Origin of the sequence: Paenibacillus sp. Root444D2 (assembly GCF_001426375.1) — a bacterium.
In the GTDB taxonomy this organism is placed as follows: domain Bacteria; phylum Bacillota; class Bacilli; order Paenibacillales; family NBRC-103111; genus Paenibacillus_E.
This window is the reverse complement of sequence record NZ_LMEO01000045.1, coordinates 1,025,036-1,041,442: the sequence shown is the minus strand read 5'-3', so window position 1 is coordinate 1,041,442 and position 16,407 is coordinate 1,025,036. Positions and strand designations below refer to the sequence as shown.

The 16,407-nt window shown below is 44.7% G+C and carries 18 protein-coding genes; 14 read left to right on the top strand and 4 right to left on the bottom strand.

Annotated features, from left to right (window positions below; genetic code table 11):
• Positions 1-11: 11 nt before the first annotated feature.
• The gene (locus ASD40_RS25850) at positions 12-782 is read left to right on the top strand and encodes an IclR family transcriptional regulator (RefSeq protein ID WP_235549382.1); all 771 of its coding nucleotides are present in this window, start codon (positions 12-14) and stop codon (positions 780-782) included.
• A gap of 310 nt (positions 783-1,092) precedes the next feature.
• Here ASD40_RS25850 and ASD40_RS25845 read toward each other — a convergent pair whose 3' ends face one another.
• The 3 genes from ASD40_RS25845 to ASD40_RS25835 form a co-directional block, all read right to left on the bottom strand.
• Entirely contained in the window at positions 1,093-1,872 is a 780-nt protein-coding gene (locus ASD40_RS25845; RefSeq protein WP_063870856.1) for a transporter substrate-binding domain-containing protein, read from the bottom strand.
• A 74-nt stretch (positions 1,873-1,946) separates the two neighbouring features.
• Positions 1,947-2,720 carry an amino acid ABC transporter ATP-binding protein gene (locus tag ASD40_RS25840; RefSeq protein ID WP_057305992.1) on the bottom strand — a complete coding sequence of 258 codons (774 nt, stop codon included), beginning with the start codon at positions 2,718-2,720 and terminating at the stop codon, positions 1,947-1,949.
• A gap of 18 nt (positions 2,721-2,738) precedes the next feature.
• Complete coding sequence (locus ASD40_RS25835; RefSeq protein ID WP_057305991.1) at positions 2,739-3,416, bottom strand: amino acid ABC transporter permease; 678 nt, start codon at positions 3,414-3,416, stop codon at positions 2,739-2,741.
• A 174-nt stretch (positions 3,417-3,590) separates the two neighbouring features.
• Between ASD40_RS25835 and ASD40_RS25830 the strand changes: the two genes are divergently transcribed.
• Positions 3,591-3,953, top strand: coding sequence for a winged helix-turn-helix transcriptional regulator (locus ASD40_RS25830; protein WP_057305990.1), 363 nt, complete (start codon positions 3,591-3,593; stop codon positions 3,951-3,953).
• Between the two features lie 23 nt (positions 3,954-3,976).
• Here the strand turns inward: ASD40_RS25830 and ASD40_RS25825 are convergent, their stop codons facing one another.
• Entirely contained in the window at positions 3,977-5,395 is a 1,419-nt protein-coding gene (locus ASD40_RS25825) for a hypothetical protein (protein WP_057305989.1), read from the bottom strand.
• A 371-nt stretch (positions 5,396-5,766) separates the two neighbouring features.
• Between ASD40_RS25825 and ASD40_RS25820 the strand changes: the two genes are divergently transcribed.
• From ASD40_RS25820 to ASD40_RS25770, 12 genes are all read left to right on the top strand, one after another.
• Complete coding sequence (locus tag ASD40_RS25820) at positions 5,767-5,982, top strand: hypothetical protein (RefSeq protein WP_235549381.1); 216 nt, start codon at positions 5,767-5,769, stop codon at positions 5,980-5,982.
• A 23-nt stretch (positions 5,983-6,005) separates the two neighbouring features.
• Positions 6,006-7,310 carry an LLM class flavin-dependent oxidoreductase gene (locus ASD40_RS25815; RefSeq protein WP_057305988.1) on the top strand — a complete coding sequence of 435 codons (1,305 nt, stop codon included), beginning with the start codon at positions 6,006-6,008 and terminating at the stop codon, positions 7,308-7,310.
• Positions 7,311-7,341: 31 nt separating this feature from the next.
• Complete coding sequence (locus tag ASD40_RS25810; protein ID WP_057305987.1) at positions 7,342-8,175, top strand: sulfurtransferase; 834 nt, start codon at positions 7,342-7,344, stop codon at positions 8,173-8,175.
• Between the two features lie 123 nt (positions 8,176-8,298).
• Positions 8,299-8,466, top strand: a complete 168-nt coding sequence (locus tag ASD40_RS37485) for a hypothetical protein (RefSeq protein ID WP_156390192.1) — start codon at positions 8,299-8,301, stop codon at positions 8,464-8,466.
• Positions 8,467-8,778, top strand: a complete 312-nt coding sequence (locus ASD40_RS25805; RefSeq protein WP_082562450.1) for a GNAT family N-acetyltransferase — start codon at positions 8,467-8,469, stop codon at positions 8,776-8,778.
• Between the two features lie 114 nt (positions 8,779-8,892).
• Entirely contained in the window at positions 8,893-9,513 is a 621-nt protein-coding gene (locus tag ASD40_RS25800) for a thioredoxin family protein (RefSeq protein ID WP_162251314.1), read from the top strand.
• A gap of 27 nt (positions 9,514-9,540) precedes the next feature.
• Complete coding sequence (cysK, locus tag ASD40_RS25795) at positions 9,541-10,527, top strand: cysteine synthase A (RefSeq protein WP_442952728.1); 987 nt, start codon at positions 9,541-9,543, stop codon at positions 10,525-10,527.
• Between the two features lie 11 nt (positions 10,528-10,538).
• The gene (locus tag ASD40_RS25790) at positions 10,539-11,549 is read left to right on the top strand and encodes a 1-aminocyclopropane-1-carboxylate deaminase/D-cysteine desulfhydrase (protein WP_057305984.1); all 1,011 of its coding nucleotides are present in this window, start codon (positions 10,539-10,541) and stop codon (positions 11,547-11,549) included.
• Between the two features lie 38 nt (positions 11,550-11,587).
• Positions 11,588-13,102: an argininosuccinate lyase gene (gene argH, locus ASD40_RS25785; protein ID WP_057305983.1), complete on the top strand. Its 1,515-nt coding sequence runs from the start codon at positions 11,588-11,590 to the stop codon at positions 13,100-13,102.
• A gap of 113 nt (positions 13,103-13,215) precedes the next feature.
• Positions 13,216-14,157, top strand: a complete 942-nt coding sequence (locus tag ASD40_RS25780) for an amidohydrolase family protein (protein ID WP_082562494.1) — start codon at positions 13,216-13,218, stop codon at positions 14,155-14,157.
• Positions 14,154-15,521: an extracellular solute-binding protein gene (locus tag ASD40_RS25775; RefSeq protein ID WP_057305981.1), complete on the top strand. Its 1,368-nt coding sequence runs from the start codon at positions 14,154-14,156 to the stop codon at positions 15,519-15,521. Before ASD40_RS25780 ends, ASD40_RS25775 begins: the two co-directional genes overlap by 4 nt.
• Before the next feature lie 119 nt (positions 15,522-15,640).
• On the top strand, positions 15,641-16,387 hold the full coding sequence (locus ASD40_RS25770; RefSeq protein WP_235549380.1) for a carbohydrate ABC transporter permease: 747 nt from the start codon (positions 15,641-15,643) through the stop codon (positions 16,385-16,387).
• Positions 16,388-16,407: the final 20 nt, after the last annotated feature.

The window sequence follows — 16,407 nt, the reverse complement described above, 5'->3', positions numbered from 1 at the left end:
AGGAGGTGAGTATGAGTACGAATTACGAGGTGCGACCTATGAATGGAACACAAACATTAAGCCGAGCACTTGATATTTTATTTGCACTTGCTGAAGCCGATGGATCTTTATCCGTTAGCGACATTGCCCAAAAGGTTTCTATTCCGGAAAGCTCTACGTACCGATTTCTACAGACCTTGGAGCAAAACGGTATCGTTGAACGTAGGAGCAAAGGACAGATTGGACTAGGCATGCGAATTCTGGATCTTGCTAGAAGCTTGAGTCAGCAGGTACATAGAGAGCTTGTGCCGCTTTCGCTCCCGATTATGGAGGAATTGACAGCAGACACGAATGAAACTTCTCTGTTATTTATTCGCTCAGGAACGAATGCCATCTGTATACAAAATGTTAAAAGTAAGGCTCTTATTCAATATTCGACCGAAAACGGACGAATACTTCCCTTACATTTGGGGGCTTCGAGCAAAGCTATTTTAGCTTATGAAAGTGAAAAAGTTATTCAAACGGTGTTAGAAAAACTGCCAATTGAAGCTGATCATAGGTTATTACTAGAGGATATGAGAGCAATTCGCGAGCAGGGCTTTGCGTTAAGTCAAGGTGAGGCGGATCCGGACGTATTTGCTGTCGGAGCACCTGTTTTTGACTCCCGAGGTACATTAATTGCCAGTTTGTCGATTGCCGGTCCGAAATATCGCTTTGATGAGGTTCTTAAAAAGAAGTCAATTAAAGCCGTAATGGTCTCAGCAGAGCTTGTATCACGCAAATTGGGGGGTACGGAAGAGTAGAGGAAGCCATAATGAAAAAAGACAACCTGGGTGATATTATCCCCTTATAGTTGACAGTGAAGAAAAGTCCATTGGTACAATGGACTTGAAAGCTGCTAACCGGAGGGGGTTTTTTCATGGCAAAGAAGGGACAATTATTTATCCAATACACGGAGCAATTAAAAAGCGAAGCCATTCGTCTTTATGAGTCAGGGGTAAGTTCTCGAGAAGTAGAATGAATTTAAGAGACCCAAAAGGACAGTACGAATGTAATCATCGTCTGTCCTCTGTGCAATCTATAATTTTATTATTGTACTACTTTTAGATGCTACTACTTAGTACCTTTGGAAATGTCCTCCCCGAACCATTTGGTTGAAATTTTGGCAAACGTACCATCAGCATGCATGTCGCTAAGCGCTATATTGAAAGCCTTAACTGTTTCATCATTGCCTTTCGTGAATGCAAACGAAGCCGTATCAACCTCCTGGGACCGATCTATGATTTTTATTTTTAGATCGGGACGATTCTTCTTCAAATCAAGAAAGTAAAGATTGTTATATATAAGAGCGTCTACACGTTTCGTCTTCAGTAGTTCAACGGATTCGCTGACCTCGGGTACCAAGATGGCGCCATACTTAAGGGCGAGCGCTCCTTGCACAGACTCAGCCAATCCGTTCGTCTTCTTGCCATTCAAATCCTTGAAGCTCTTAATGTCCTGATTTTCTTCCAACACAATTAGCGTCAGATTGGAGAATTGGTATGGATCGGAGAAATCATACTTTTTCTTTCGTTCCTCTGTAGCGGTCAATTGGGGAATTGTGTCGAACCGTCCAGCGTCAAGGCCAGAGAACATACCGGCGAACTCGACTACGGAGAATTTGATTTTGATGCCAATGCGTTTTCCAATTTCATTGGAAATATCGATATCGAACCCCGTTAGACCGTTGCCGTCATGAAAAGAGTATGGTGGATATGTACCGGTCGTCGCAACGACAATCTCTCCTTTCTGCTTCAGCTTCTCAAGCGCATTCACCGTGCTTTCGCTGTTATTACTGCATGCTGTTACTATTAACAAAAGTACAAGTAGAATAGTCGAGTATATCTTTTTCATATAATTACAATCCTCCATTTCATTGTGCTTCCTATGAATTGCTCAGCTCATCTTAGCCCCATTAAATATCCATGTCATAGATTTAAGAAGTTAGGGAGTAGCCCTGGCGAAAGGCGCTTTACAAAGTACTGAAGCCGCTCATTACGGGTATTGCTAAAAATATCGGCGGGTGATCCGCTTACCTCAATTGAACCAAGATTCATGAAAATGACGCAGTCTGCTACCCGACTTGCGAACTCCATCTCATGGGTCACAACGACGAGAGTCATCCCCTCGCGAGTCAGATCTTTCATCACTTCCAGCACCTCGTCAACCAATTCCGGATCAAGTGCGGACGTCGGCTCATCGAACAACAGAATCTTTGGTTCCATCGACATTGCTCTCGCAATGCCAACCCGCTGTTGCTGCCCCCCTGACAATTGATGAGGATAACGATCCATATACGGACCCAATCCGACCTTTTCCAATAACATTCTGGCTCTGACGAGTACATCAGCCTTGTTCTGTTTTCTAACGACTAACGAGCCGACCATCACGTTCTCCAGTGCAGTCATGTGCGGAAATAAATGATTTCCTTGAAACACCATACCTGTCTGCTGACGGAAGTTTAGGATGGTTCTCTGACTAAGCTTCGTAGGTGTCGAGAAATCAAGCGAGTATTCGTCCAGCCGGATTATCCCATCCGAAGGAAGCTCCAATAAATTCATGCAGTTTAAAAGTGTCGACTTGCCGGAGCCGGATGGTCCAATGATGATTGTCGTCGTTCCTTGCCTGATTTCCAAATGGATGTCCCTGAGCACCTCGACATCTCCAAAACGTTTGTGCAGGCGTTCGATGGTCAATAACATGACTCTTCCCCCTTCTGACTAAGATTTTATGTGTATAAATTTCTTTTCCATCCGGCTTTGGCCAATTGTCAATAAGGAGCACAATACAAGATAGAAGGAGCCCGCAATCAAATAGAGCAGCATCGGTTCAAAGGTGGAGGACGCAATCAGCCTGGCTGCGCCGAACAAGTCTGGGATCGTCACAAGTGCGGCGAGAGAGGATGTCTTGAATAACGAGATAAACTGGTTGCCGAATGACGGTATGCAAACCCGTATGGACTGGGGAAGGATTACTTTTGTTAAGGTCTGGCTTCTGGACATGCCCAAGGCATATCCAGCTCTCCACTGGCCTGTTGGAATCGACTGGATTGAGGCTCTGATGATTTCCGAAGTGTAAGCCGCTTCGGAGATTGTTAAACTGATAACAACGCTGAGAAAAGGCGACAGGATAATTCCGATGCTCGGAAGCCCATAGAAAATAATAAACAATTGAACGAGAACTGGCGTGCAGCGTATAATCCAAACATAAATACGCGCTGGCTTGTGTAAGTAGGATTTCGTCGATAAGCTCGCGATCGCAACGAAGAAAGCAAAAAATAACCCTAGGGCAAACGAAACAATGGACAACGGAATCGTAAAATAGATAGTCCCTTTAAACATGGGCAGTATTGAAAAGGAAATGATTTCTAATATGCGGTCAAGTCGATCAAGTGTCATGCGAACCACCTTTAATTGAATGCGATAGTAAGTAGCTTAATACACTCTAAAACAATATATAAACTCGGATTTGAGTCGTGTAACAGCAGCGTTCTTGTAACCACTCCGTTCATTTGTTATAATTACCATTATTTCTATCGGATTAATAAATTAATAAGAAGCGAGGTTGTTTATATGATACATTTTAAAAATAACACTTACCGATGTACCTCTGAGATTGTACTTCGATTGGTAAGCGGTAAGTGGAAAATAGCAATATTAAGCTTTTTATCAGGGGGTCCTTTGCGGTTTAATGAGTTACAAAGACTGTTGCCCGATGCGACCCAAAGGATGCTCACCATGCAATTAAGAGATCTTGAGCGTGACGGGCTTGTCATTCGCAAAGTTTATCCGGTAGCGCCCCCAAAAGTTGAATACTTTTTATCTGATTTAGGGAGTCAGATGTTTCCTATGCTCAAAATGCTCTGTGAATTTGGTACTATTTATGTTGACCACTTTCATCTTGAAGAATCGGACTTGAATCATAAACACGCATGAGAGTCAAAGTTTTTAATTCGGGTTCATCGAATTAAAAACTTTGTACCGAACCCCTTACCTGAAATCTTGGCCGCTTCAATTTCATCCTCTTCCACACTGTCAAGCACAATCACGTTCTCGGGATAGAGCTTGCCAAGCAAAGCCCATAACACGAGGTCGTTTCCCCCGGCAGTGATAAAATGAATTCCTGAGTCATTCGTTACTAATCCCGCTAAACGGAGTATGTCCCATGCATGGTGTTCACTGATACTCGTTGGATTCACTGGAACTGTTCCAGAATCCGGCTTGGAGGTCGTCTTCGGACGATACATAAATCGATGGCCTCTAAAAGCCTGACCAAGGTCAACAACATAATTAGCAGAACCGAATTGCAAGCTGATTTGAAGAACGGTACGATCAGAACCATCGCCGCCTACGATAATCTGAGCTTCACTGGCATCCCCCAACTCGTGATTGCGGAATTCAAGCTGAATGGCGCTACTCGTGCCTGCCATACTACGAGGTGCAGAATAATAATCATGATATTCATAGTCGAAAGCAACAGCAGCAGGCTCGTCTGAGGTCCCGTTCAAAACCGTCTGCACCGGATACCAGTGGAGAAGATATCTGGGAGCCACCGCCACTGAGGCTCCCAAGCTTGCTGGCAGTATGGTTCCCAATCGGTATTGAAAACCATAACCTACTGTGGACAACCCAGAGCTTAATACGCTTTGCGCATATTTGATCAGTGCTTTATGCGAGATTTTTCTTACCATCAATTCTGTGAGAAATTCCGTACGGGCTTGCTCTAGAAATCTTAAGCCCTTAGCATTTTCGCTTTCCTTGACTTCGATCGGCACTTCCTCCCAGTTATCAAAAGGGATAAGAGCATCTCTCAATAGTACGAATTGATGCAGTAATTCATTAAACAGCTGCATAACCTCCGGACCCCCTGTGGGTCCAAAGAGCAATGCGTTTGCCTTTGGTGTCAACAAGTGATGATCACAATGGCTTCTGAATTTCAAGTCGTTAAGGACTGATTCCCCATACTGTTTGAGTGACCTTTTTTGCGAATTGAGCTCGCGGGCCCAATGCGTTAAACCCTCACCTATACGTTTGGCTTGTAAGGTAAGCTCAACTCCAGCCTTATCCTCAAAGGCCAGAGGGCCAAGTGGTAAAACTGATTCTCTCCCGGAAATCGCCAGATTTGCCTGGATATTTTCTAATAACGTCTCCGGATCAGCCGTTTCTCCAAGTTGAACGATTATCGCCTCCAAAAGCTTATCTAATTCAATAACAATATCTTTAGCGCGGTACACGCCACTGGGAAGATTCCAATCAACCCTCTTGTTTTCTTGTTGCTTTATGGAATCGATAGAGAATTTGCCGATTAGCGGTTCTATATCGATACTAGCCCCCCATACAATGCTCCTATTTTCCAAAGTCAATCGATATTCCGACATATTACTTGCACCTCACTTTCTTATTTTTGTATAGTGTAGCAACCCCGATTTCTTTTGAACAGTACGCACATTTTTGTATGAAAGGATTCATTTTGTACGATAGGATCAACTTTGATAGCGCAAATTAATATGGAAACAACGAAGTTAAATTTCGCTGTTGACAATAATGTAGAATAGTGGTAATTTTATTAAACAAATAAATCGCATAGAATTAATCGGAATTAAATAGCTGACTGGTCATCCGGAAGCATGGATATTGAATCCATGCTATTTTTATTTCCAAAAAAGGAGTGGATATGAAATGGGTGAGCAGAATTCTACATATTGGTCTGAACAAAGCAGTCAAGAACTATTATGAGGAGGAAATGTATATGATCCAAACAAACATCATGTTTAATCAAGAATTGGTGAACGTGAATTTAATAGGCACTGATCACAAACTCATACCATCCTTACTCCACGCGTTGAAGACGAATAAGATAACCCTAGGGAGCATTCAAAAACCTCTTGTACAAGTTGATTTATATAGTTCTGAAGCCATTCTCTATTCAGAAGAAGGGGACAAATACAGGGTTCCATTATTTTGAAATAGGCAGCAGAGGTGATAATGATGAGTGAACTAAACCGGCGAATGATTCTAAATCTTATGTTACAAAATGCGGGCTCCCATCGGGGAGCCTGGCGTCATTCAAGTACGAAACTGGAAGAGATTCATACCATTAAGCATTTTCATCGATTGGCACAAAAGGCGGAAGCTGCACGAATTGACACACTGTTTATCGCAGATGGTCTGTCTATTGAGGCGAAAGCAGTTCAGCATGGCCCCATTTTTGGCTTTGAACCGTTGACCTTGTTATCCTCCATTGCCACAGTGACCGAGAAGATCGGCTTGATTGCCACAGTGTCTACGAGTTTCAATGAACCCTATAATGTTGCAAGACTATTTGCTTCACTTGATCATATCAGCGGTGGGCGGGCTGGGTGGAACATGGTGACCACTGGCGTGGAACGGACGGCTTTTAACTTTGGCCTGCAGCAATTACCGACCCATACGCATCGTTATGAGAGAGCAAAGGAATTCGCAGAGGTTGTCCTCAAATTGTGGGATAGTTGGGAAGAAGACGCATTGGTTCAGGACAAAATTTCAGGAACTTATGCGGCAGTTGACAAGGTTCATGATATCCATCATCATGGAGCCTATTTTTCCGTACAAGGTGCATTAAATATTATGCGCCCTCCACAAGGCAGACCGATCTTGGTTCAAGCAGGTGCTTCTGACGAAGGTAAGAACTTGGCTGCTCAATATGCGGAACTTATTTTTACCGTTCAAAATACGTTGGAGGATGCCCGGCTCTTTTACCAAGATATCAAATCAAGGACGGTTAAAGCGGGACGATCGCCTGACAGCGTCAAGGTATTGCCCGATCTACTTGTTATTGTCGGTTCGACGGAAGCGGAAGCGAAAGAGAAAGCGAGCGAGCTGCGACAGCTGGGTTCAATCGAACGATCGGTAATGTCACTTTCTAACTTATTGGGAATCGACTATTCTGTTTATTCGCTGGATGATCCATTTCCTGAGCTGCCCGATTCTAGCCAAGTCAATGCATACCAAACCTTTTATCAAATGGTAAAAAAAATTGTAGAAAGAGAAAAGCTGACGATAAGAGAATTTCTCGAAAAGTATTGGGTAGGAAATGGTCAGCTTAGTGTAGCGGGTACCCCTGAGCAAGTTTCCGATGTCATGGAGGATTGGTTCAAAAGCGGTGCGGCAGATGGATTCAGCGTCATGCCGCAGCTAGCCTTCGGTGGAGTGGAGGATTTCCTTGATCTAGTTGTTCCCGAATTGCGGCGTAGAGGGTTGTTCCCTGAGACTTATACCGGCCAGACTTTGCGTGAGAATCTGGGTTTCAGTTGACTCTTAAGTATCTTATTTTGGGGGTTAAACGATGACTGTCACGAACATTTCAAATTATCCGAATGGACACTTGTTGGTCGATGTTCATTGGGTAGAAGCAAACAGAAAATCTTCCGATGTTATCCTCTTGGATGCCAGAGCCCAAGGTTATGAAGCCGGGCATATTCCAGGGGCAATCCAGCTTAAAGCTAAAGATTTAAAAGATGGTACCCGCCATACGTTTGTTTCCGCGGATGTTGTTAAAAGTGTGTTGGAAAAAAGCGGAGTAAGGGATGGGACTACCGTTGTGGTATACGATGACGGTATTGGAGTTCTTGCGACGCGCGTCTTTTATGTGCTGGAGTATTTTGGACTCAAGGATCAAGTGAAATTGCTGAATGGCGGTTATACCGCTTGGGCTGCAGCAGGCAAAGAGTTATCGACGGAGACACCTACTGTGTTAGAGGGCACAATCAACATTTCTACAGATGCACTGCTGGTAGTTACAAAAGAGAGAATTCAAGAGGGGTTGGAGAATAGCATCCTGCTGGATGTTCGCTCGGTCGAAGAGTATACAGGAGTGGAGCAGCGAACCAATCGTAGAGGGGGTCATATCACAGGAGCGATCCATAAAGAGTGGAAAGAAGCGCTCGGTCCGGCAGATGATAACGGTGTTGTAAGATTCAAGGATTATACGACTTTAAGGCAAGAGTTCGAATCTATAGGTCTAAGATCGGATCAAACGATTGTTCCTTATTGCCAGTCGAATCAGCGAGGCGCGCATACCTATTTTATTTTGCGATTGATCGGCTATTCTGATATCCGACCCTATGAAGGAGCTTGGGACGAGTGGGGCAATTGGGAGCATACCGAGGTATTTAAATAGAAATATTGAATTTTAGGATAGAAAAGACCAATTAGACGCTCTTTCATAGAGATGGTAAATTTATCAAGATAGACAATACCGATATAACCGATATGTATTATTGGATATTGGAGGGATGAAACTATGATCTTGAAGATTACTGCTGCTCCAGAGGATGTTCGAAGCAGAGACTCAGAGCAATTGATCTGGGAACTCAGCACGGAACTGGGAGTGCTCTATGACTCTGATGGAAGCGCAGGCTTCAATCCATCTGACGTCGAAGTGCCGCGTGCTGCTTTTGTGGTCGCCTGAATTGAAAGTATTCCAGTTGGATGCGGTGCGTTACGGCCATTGGATGACTCTACGGTAGAAGTCAAACGGATGTATACTCGCGCCAATTACCGACGTAAGGGAGTGGCGCAAGCGATTCTTTCCGAGATTGATCGCTTGGCGATTGAATTTGGCTACAGCAGCATTAAGTTGCAGACCGGCCCCAAACAACCGGAAGCGGCTGCGCTCTATGAACGGGTTGGATATTACCGTATTCCAATCTTCAGCGGAAATTGGGATCTTGTGCTTGCCTATCAGAAGGACTTGGTACACGTTCCCGGCAAAACAAGATGAAGGGGACTACTGCATAGAACCGGACAACCGGAGACGAACAATTCATTTGTTTTGTCTCTTTTTTTATATGGTGGTCCTGAGGGAATGAAAAACTTTTATGGAGGGATGACGATTATGAGCATTCAAAAAACAAAAGGAATTTCGCAGGAAAGAAGGGAGCGGGCTTTTCAGGAAGCGTTAACTTACCAGCAATTTATTAACAGCGCAAAGGTAAATGTTGATAGACTTCAATTGAATTTCGAGCAGTACATATTGAGCGAGCAAGAATTAGCTTATTTCGAGGGACTTTCAGAGCAGGTGAATGTCTTGGTACTGGCCCACGACTGGTGCGGAGATGTTGTTGCGAATTTACCGCTTTTCGGTAAAATCGAACACGAAACGGGTAAGTTGATGCTGCACATTCTACTGCGGGATCCAGATAATCAAGATATTGCTGCCGCTTATCTGCACGAAGATGGGCGAAATCATATTCCAACCTATGTGTTTTTTAATGGTGCGGGAGAGGAATTAGGCTTGTTCATAGAACGCCCCGACCAAATAACTGATCTAAGCAGCGGTTGGAAAGAGGATTTTTGGAATCTCCATCCAGAATGGGACGGACGGGGTAAGGCACTTTCCGAGTTGGATGAAGACGTAAGGAAATCGTTGTTCGATTATTTAAAAGAACAACGCCCACAAGCTCGCGAGCAGGAAAAGACTGCAATTATCGAAATTATCCGTTCCATTCTCGGTTAAGTCGATAATTACTACTGGGAAGGGGAAATAAGTGTGGGAGATAGAAATAAGCTGTGTGACAGTATTCTCGATTTGATCGGTCAAACTCCGATGGTGCGTATTAATAATCTTGCAAGTGAAGATGATGCAGAGATTTATCTAAAGTTAGAATCGTATAATCCTGGCGGGAGCGTTAAGGATCGTACGGCGTACGGGATCATCCGGCAAGCCGAGAAAGACGGTCTGTTAAAGCCCGGCGGTACGATTATCGAACTTACAAGCGGCAATACAGGGATTGGACTGGCTTCAATCGGGGCGGTTCTTGGCTATAAGAGCATCATCTTTATCCGTGAGAAATACAATAAAGAGAGGTTTGACCTTCTGCGCGCGTTCGGTGCCAAAATCATCACTTTCGGCGCAGATGAAGATATTAATGCGGTGAAAGAGCGAGTGGAGAAGCTTCATCAAGAAGTGCCCAACAGCTTTATCGCCAAGCAGGCAGAGAATCCTGCCAATCCAGCGATTCACCGGTTGACGACAGCCGAGGAAATTTTGGAGCAAACAGATGGAAGATTGGATGCCTTCGTGGCAACATCAGGAACAGGTGGCACGATAACAGGTGTCGGTGAACGACTTAAAGAAGTATTGACTGATGTGAAGGTATATCTCGTGGAAGCTGAAAATTCTAAAGTCCTTGAAGGTGAAGAGCCTGGAGAGCATAACATATACGGGATTAGCCCGCCGCAAATTCCCGAAGTTATTAATACGAAAATTGTGGAAGATATTATCCATATTTCTGACGAGAGCGCATGGCAAACGTCTAAGGATCTGGCACGTAAAGAGGGCATTCTTGCCGGCCCTTCAACTGGAGCGGCAGTCTGGGCCGCCATTCAGGTGGCGCGTAAGCTCGGCAAAGGCAAACGTGTGGTTGCTCTTGGGCCAGACACCGGCGAGCGCTATCTAAGCATCGGTTTATTCGATGAAGAAACATCCGAAAATAAACAGGCCGAGTTTAAGCTGCTCAATGCCCAATAGGAGGACACGACATGACTACAGACTTAGCATCGTTGCCCCGTGTCAAATTAGGAGAATGGCCTACCCCCTTACAGGAAGCAAGACAGTTATCTGAACGATTGGGAACCAGGATTCTCGTGAAAAGGGAAGATTTATCTGGGCTAGGGGGCGGTGGAAATAAAGCAAGAAAACTCGAATTTCATTTGGGTCAAGCTATTGCGGAACAAGCGACTCATATTATTACGACCGGCGCCGCCCAATCGAATCACGCTCATTTGACTGCCGCAGCCGCTAGAAAGCTCGGGTTGCAAGTGCATCTAGTTTTAAACGGTCAATCGGATCTGCCTCGCACCAGCGGAAATCTGTTATTGGATCAAATATTACAAGCGGAAATCACTTTTGTTGAACCTCCCATCAGTCAATCGAATCAACAATATATGAATGATAAGATGCGTGAGATTGCTCAAGATATTGCCATTGAAGGGGGAAAAGCTTTTATTATTCCCGAAGGCGGGACTGACGCGCTCGGTACGTTAGGTTATATTGTGGCACTGCAGGAGCTCGGAAGTCAGTTGGAGCAGTTGGATCCGAATGTAAGCCGTGTGCTTGTAGCCGTTGCAGCAGGAACTTGCGGTACGTTTGCCGGATTAATTTCTGGAGCTATACTAACTTCATTCCCATTTAATATTGACGTTCTTGGGGTAAGTATTAGTGGAAAAACGGAGATTAAGAAAGAAAGGACGGTTCAGCTCGTAAACGAATCTTTAGAACTTGCCGCTTCTTCCGCTGCGGTGACCACAGATCATATCTGGATTGAAGATCGGTTTATCGGAGAAGGCTATGCCAAAATGACCAAGGAAGGCAGCGAGGCTCTCCGTATTACCGCTCAATCGGAAGGAATCTTTCTGGACCCGGTCTATACGGGGAAAGCGATGGCGGCTCTAATTGCTAAAGGGCGTTCCGGCGAGCTAAGCGATTATGATGCGGTGGTCTTTATGCATACCGGCGGGCTTCCTTTGTTGTTTCATTATGGATCGGAATAATGAATTGGAGCCAACAAGAGGGAGGATTGATATAAAGTATGCCTCATCAAGTATCTATTCCAACGTTAGATCAGGACCATAAGTTCCCTGGGAAAACGTATGCGGAAGTTGTCTTAAGTCCCGCATATGACTATGCCAAAGTAGAATTGCTGAGTCCCATGATGGACATTAATAAAGCGCATCTTATTATGCTGTGGGAGCAATCGTTAATTAGTGATCATGATGCGCATACTCTTGCAGCCTCCTTAAAGGCAATTGATGTGAAAAGGTTGCGGGAATCTTCTTACACGGGAGAATTCGAGGATCTGTTTTTTGAGGTCGAGCAGCAATTGCACTTGTTGGCTGGAGAAGCTGCTGGTAATTTGCATTTAGGGCGAAGCCGTAATGATATGGGAATAGCGATATATCGACTCACGTTGAGAGAAAAGCTTCTGGATACATTGGCATCCGCACTATTTCTGGAGGAGAATTTGTTGCAGTTTGCACGTTCTCAAGTCGATACGATTATGATTGGCTATACGCATACACAGCAAGCCCAGCCTACGACGCTAGGTCACTATACAGCAGCAGTTTCTGACTCACTTAGTCGGGATATCCGCCGGCTGCAATCAGCCTATGCGAACTGCAACCGCAGCAGTATGGGAGCTGCAGCTCTTACAACTTCCGGATTCCCTGTGAACAGGGAGCGTATGGTTGAATTACTTGCGTTTGACGAGCTCATTGAAAATGCTTACGACGCGGTTAGCGGAGCGGACTACGTCGGTGAAATCGCGACAAGTGTTCAACTTGCCGCAATTAATCTAGGCCGGTTCGTACAAGAACTGCTGCTTTGGAGCACGCAGGAATTTGCCGTTCTGAAAGTTGCGGCTCCCTATGTGCAGATCAGCTCCATCATGCCGCAGAAGCGGAATCCTGTATCTATTGAACATATGCGCTCGCTTTTGTCCAGTTGTGTAGGTCTCACACAGACCGTGTTGACTATGATTCATAATACACCGTTTGGCGATATTGTTGATACCGAAGATGATATGCAGCCCTACGCGTGGAAAAGCCTTGCTGTACTTGAATCCATTTATCGGTTGCTTGCTAATGTCATCGCAACTCTTACGATTAATAAGGAAGTGCTGGAGGCAAGAGCAGAGGAGAGCTTTTCTACTGTTACTGAGCTTGCGGATACGTTAGTACGTGAGGAGCAGCTTTCGTTTCGAACCGCACATTCCATTGTCAGCCGTGTGGTACGAAAAGCGTTGGAATTCGGGAATTCCAAACGTTATCTTTCCCTAGAGCTGCTAAACGATGCCGCATCTGAAGTCATTGGACGAAAGCTGGAAATTAGTGAAGAAAGGCTAAAACTTGCTTTGAATCCCAGGAATTTCATCAGCGTCCGAAAGATTATCGGCGGGCCGAATCCATCAGAGGTGGAACGGGCATTGATTGGACAAGCGCAGCGATTAGACTTTGAAAAAGAATGGCTCGCTAGTAAGAGAAGCGCGATATACGACACACATGAGATAGTGGATCGCGCACTCGATAAACTTGCAAAACTAGCATAATAAATCAATCAATTGACCGGACATCCGGAGATGAGTTTTCTTCTGCAAAGAGGAGATAACTCATCTATTTTTTTATACATTCTTGGAGACATAACAAAAGGAGGATGATGGCTGTGTTTAAAAATGGTTTCCGTGTTTTTGATATTCATGCTCATTTACCTTATCCATGGCCATTAGCTTCACGCAATGAGTTCATTGATCGTCACCAGGCGCAGCGATCCGAGCGTATGCGTTTGACTTGGGATTTTCCATCCCAGCCAGACAATGAAGAGGGGGCCAAACGTCCGCTTATCGATCGATGGATCGATGAATTAGATCGATATTCGATAGGCGGTATTAATTTCTTAACGGCGTGGAATAACGATGATCTGGCTGCACAAATTCGTAAATATCCGGATCGTGTGACAGGATTTGCCCATCATTCCATTGAAGAGCCAAATGCAGCGGAAGAGCTCCAGAGAGCTGTTGATACATTAGGTTTGAAAGGTTATAAGATATTCGGACCGCTCGTAGAGATTCCGTTTCACGAACCCCGATTGATTCCAGTATGGCGATTTCTGGCTGAGAGAAAACTTCCAGTTTTGATCCATTTTGGCCTATTAGGCCACACTGGCGGTATTGTTCAGCATTTGAACATCAACCCGCTGGCGATTTTCAATGTGGCTAGAGAATACCCCGACATCCCTTTTATTATTCCTCACTTTGGAGCTGGCTATTTTCAGGAGTTGCTGCACCTATGCTGGAGCTGTCCAAATGTATATATCGACACTTCGGGATCTAATCAGTGGATTCGGTGGAGCCCTTATGAATTGACGTTGGAGACGTTATTTCGCAAAACGTATGAACTGATTGGGCCCGAACGCATCATTTTCGGCACAGATTCGAACGCGTTTCCTAGAGGATTCGTATACCGATATTTGCAGGACCAGGTTCGGGTCTGTCGAGATCTTCGGTTCAATGAATCAGATATAGAACTTATTTTCGGAAACAATGCAAGAAAGTTACTGCAAGTGGGTACATATTCACTTATAAGTGGAGGGGAAAGAAGATCATGACAACTACATACCATACAGCCAAAAGAGCTGCAGTTTCGTCTTTAGGATTCATTGTTCTATTAACCGGATGCTCGGCAGGAGATAGTAAACCAGTACCGACTCCATCTGCAAATAATACGATCGCACCTCAGGCAGCGGCCACGACCACAGCAAGTAACGATGAGAAAGTGACCATCGAATACTGGCAGTATCAGTATCCAGCCAAGGTGGAACTCATTACCAAATTAATCGACGATTTTCAAAAAAAATATCCAAACATAACGGTGAAACAGACGAATTTTCCGTATGATCAATACAACGAGAAAGTAGCCACGCTCGTACCTGCCGGCAAAGGACCTGATGTCATCAATCTCTATTATGGATGGCTGCCCAAATATGTCTCATCGGGATTCTTGCAGCCTCTGCCGGATAGCGTGTTCTCCGAAGAGAAAATTAAATCGGAGTTTTTCCCTTTTGTTGAAACAGCGAAGCTAAATGGAAAATATTTTGCGATTCCGACGGCGGTCCGGACACTTGCGTTGTTCTACAACAAGGATCTATTTACGAAAGCAGGGCTTGATCCGAGTAAACCGCCTGCTACGTGGGATGAGCTAATCACTTATGGGAAGAAATTAACGGAAAAAGATAAGAATGGCCAATTCGTCGTTGAGGGCATTGCTTGGCAGCCGGGAGCGCAGCTGCACCATTGGTTCCGGGATGCGTTGATCTACCAAGCCGGCGGTAAAGATATCAGCGATGACCGTCGTCAGATTCTATGGAATGAATCCCCTGCGGGGTTAGAGGCATTCAAATATTTAATTGACTTGTCGCTTGTTCATCAAGTGGGTACCAAAGACTTTTACAATGATGACATAACGGCCTTCAAAGGCGGCTATGCAGCGATGAACATCGACGGTTCCTTCCAGCTGGGAGGAATTAAAAAAGACGCTCCGAACCTTAATTATGCCATTGCGCCTCTGCCTTCCTATAAAGATAAAGCTACTCAGGTTTCGTTCTGGGCGAACGCGATTACTAAAAATGTGCAGGGCAAAAAGCTCGAGGCTGCTACAGCGTTCTTGCAGTTCCTGACAAGTAAAGAAGTTCAGGAGCAATGGGCGGAAAAGGTAGGGGAGCTACCGGCCAAAAAAGAAGTAGCACTCCAAGATAAATATACGAAGGATGAGAAATTAGGACCGTTCATTAGCCAGCTTTCCTATGCACATGCGCATTACTTCGTGGATGAGAAACTCGAGAAAGATTATTTCACCCAGGCCGTCGATGAAGTCGTGTTGAACAAGGTTCCGTATGAAAAAGCTTATAACGATCTGGTCAAGAAAACTCAAAAGCTATTCGATGAGTATTGGGCCAAGCAGGACAAAAAGTAATGGTTAGGCAAAAATATTTGTTCATCTACAGTTGCTTACTAATTCCGCTTCTCTTTTTCCTAAGCATTCGGAACGTACCTATCCTATACTCGTTTAACATTAGTTTTAGGGAGTGGGATATGCTTTCGGAAGAGAAACCTTTCGTCGGTTTGCACAATTTTGCTCATTTATTTCAAGATGAAGTTTTTATCGCGTCGATCCGAAATACACTCTATTATGTCATCATTGGCGTGCCTGCACAGCTTCTGGTCGGACTCGTGATTGCGCTCCTGCTGCAGCGGGTGAATCGGTTGAAAGGATTTTTTCGTACACTTTATTTTATCCCTTATGTGACAAGCGTTGTGGCAGTAAGTTGGGTATTTCGTTGGACTTTAATGAAGAACGGTATTGTGAACGCTCTGCTGATTAAGCTTGGGTTCGAACCGCAGCTATTTCTCGGGTCTCCGTCACAGGGAATCTACGTCATTATTGCCGTTATGATTTGGCAAAATGTCGGGTTTCAAATGCTCATTTTCCTGACAGGGCTGGAGACGATACCGAAGTCCTATGAGGAAGCGGCTGCCATTGATGGCGCCAACTCATGGCAAAGATTGTGGCACATCACGCTGCCGCTGCTGAATCCCGTGATCGTCTTTTCGGTCGTGATCGCGAGTATAAGCTTTCTGCAATCGTTCACGCAAGTTCTGAACATGACAAACGGTGGCCCCTTGAACTCTACCGTTTCATTAGTCCTTTACATTTACAATTTAGCATTTAAGCATTTTAAAATGGGGGAAGCAGCAGCAGCAACGATTATCCTGTTTGTGATTATCCTGTCACTGACACTTCTGCAGATGAAGATACTAAATAGAAAGATCGACTATTGACGGAATGGTTAGGATAAAGG

What these genes read in the sequence shown, in the direction of transcription:
- argH (WP_057305983.1), top strand. Translation starts at nt 11,588, where the DNA reads ATGCCTCATCAAGTATCTATTCCAACGTTAGATCAGGACCATAAGTTC.
- ASD40_RS25840 (WP_057305992.1), bottom strand. Translation starts at nt 2,720, where the DNA reads ATGTTATTGACCATCGAACGCCTGCACAAACGTTTTGGAGATGTCGAG.
- ASD40_RS25790 (WP_057305984.1), top strand. Translation starts at nt 10,539, where the DNA reads ATGACTACAGACTTAGCATCGTTGCCCCGTGTCAAATTAGGAGAATGG.
- ASD40_RS25825 (WP_057305989.1), bottom strand. Translation starts at nt 5,395, where the DNA reads ATGTCGGAATATCGATTGACTTTGGAAAATAGGAGCATTGTATGGGGG.
- ASD40_RS25850 (WP_235549382.1), top strand. Translation starts at nt 12, where the DNA reads ATGAGTACGAATTACGAGGTGCGACCTATGAATGGAACACAAACATTA.
- ASD40_RS25800 (WP_162251314.1), top strand. Translation starts at nt 8,893, where the DNA reads ATGAGCATTCAAAAAACAAAAGGAATTTCGCAGGAAAGAAGGGAGCGG.
- ASD40_RS25815 (WP_057305988.1), top strand. Translation starts at nt 6,006, where the DNA reads ATGAGTGAACTAAACCGGCGAATGATTCTAAATCTTATGTTACAAAAT.
- ASD40_RS25775 (WP_057305981.1), top strand. Translation starts at nt 14,154, where the DNA reads ATGACAACTACATACCATACAGCCAAAAGAGCTGCAGTTTCGTCTTTA.
- ASD40_RS25845 (WP_063870856.1), bottom strand. Translation starts at nt 1,872, where the DNA reads ATGAAAAAGATATACTCGACTATTCTACTTGTACTTTTGTTAATAGTA.
- ASD40_RS25810 (WP_057305987.1), top strand. Translation starts at nt 7,342, where the DNA reads ATGACTGTCACGAACATTTCAAATTATCCGAATGGACACTTGTTGGTC.
- ASD40_RS37485 (WP_156390192.1), top strand. Translation starts at nt 8,299, where the DNA reads ATGATCTTGAAGATTACTGCTGCTCCAGAGGATGTTCGAAGCAGAGAC.
- ASD40_RS25830 (WP_057305990.1), top strand. Translation starts at nt 3,591, where the DNA reads ATGATACATTTTAAAAATAACACTTACCGATGTACCTCTGAGATTGTA.
- ASD40_RS25820 (WP_235549381.1), top strand. Translation starts at nt 5,767, where the DNA reads ATGATCCAAACAAACATCATGTTTAATCAAGAATTGGTGAACGTGAAT.
- ASD40_RS25835 (WP_057305991.1), bottom strand. Translation starts at nt 3,416, where the DNA reads ATGACACTTGATCGACTTGACCGCATATTAGAAATCATTTCCTTTTCA.
- ASD40_RS25770 (WP_235549380.1), top strand. Translation starts at nt 15,641, where the DNA reads ATGCTTTCGGAAGAGAAACCTTTCGTCGGTTTGCACAATTTTGCTCAT.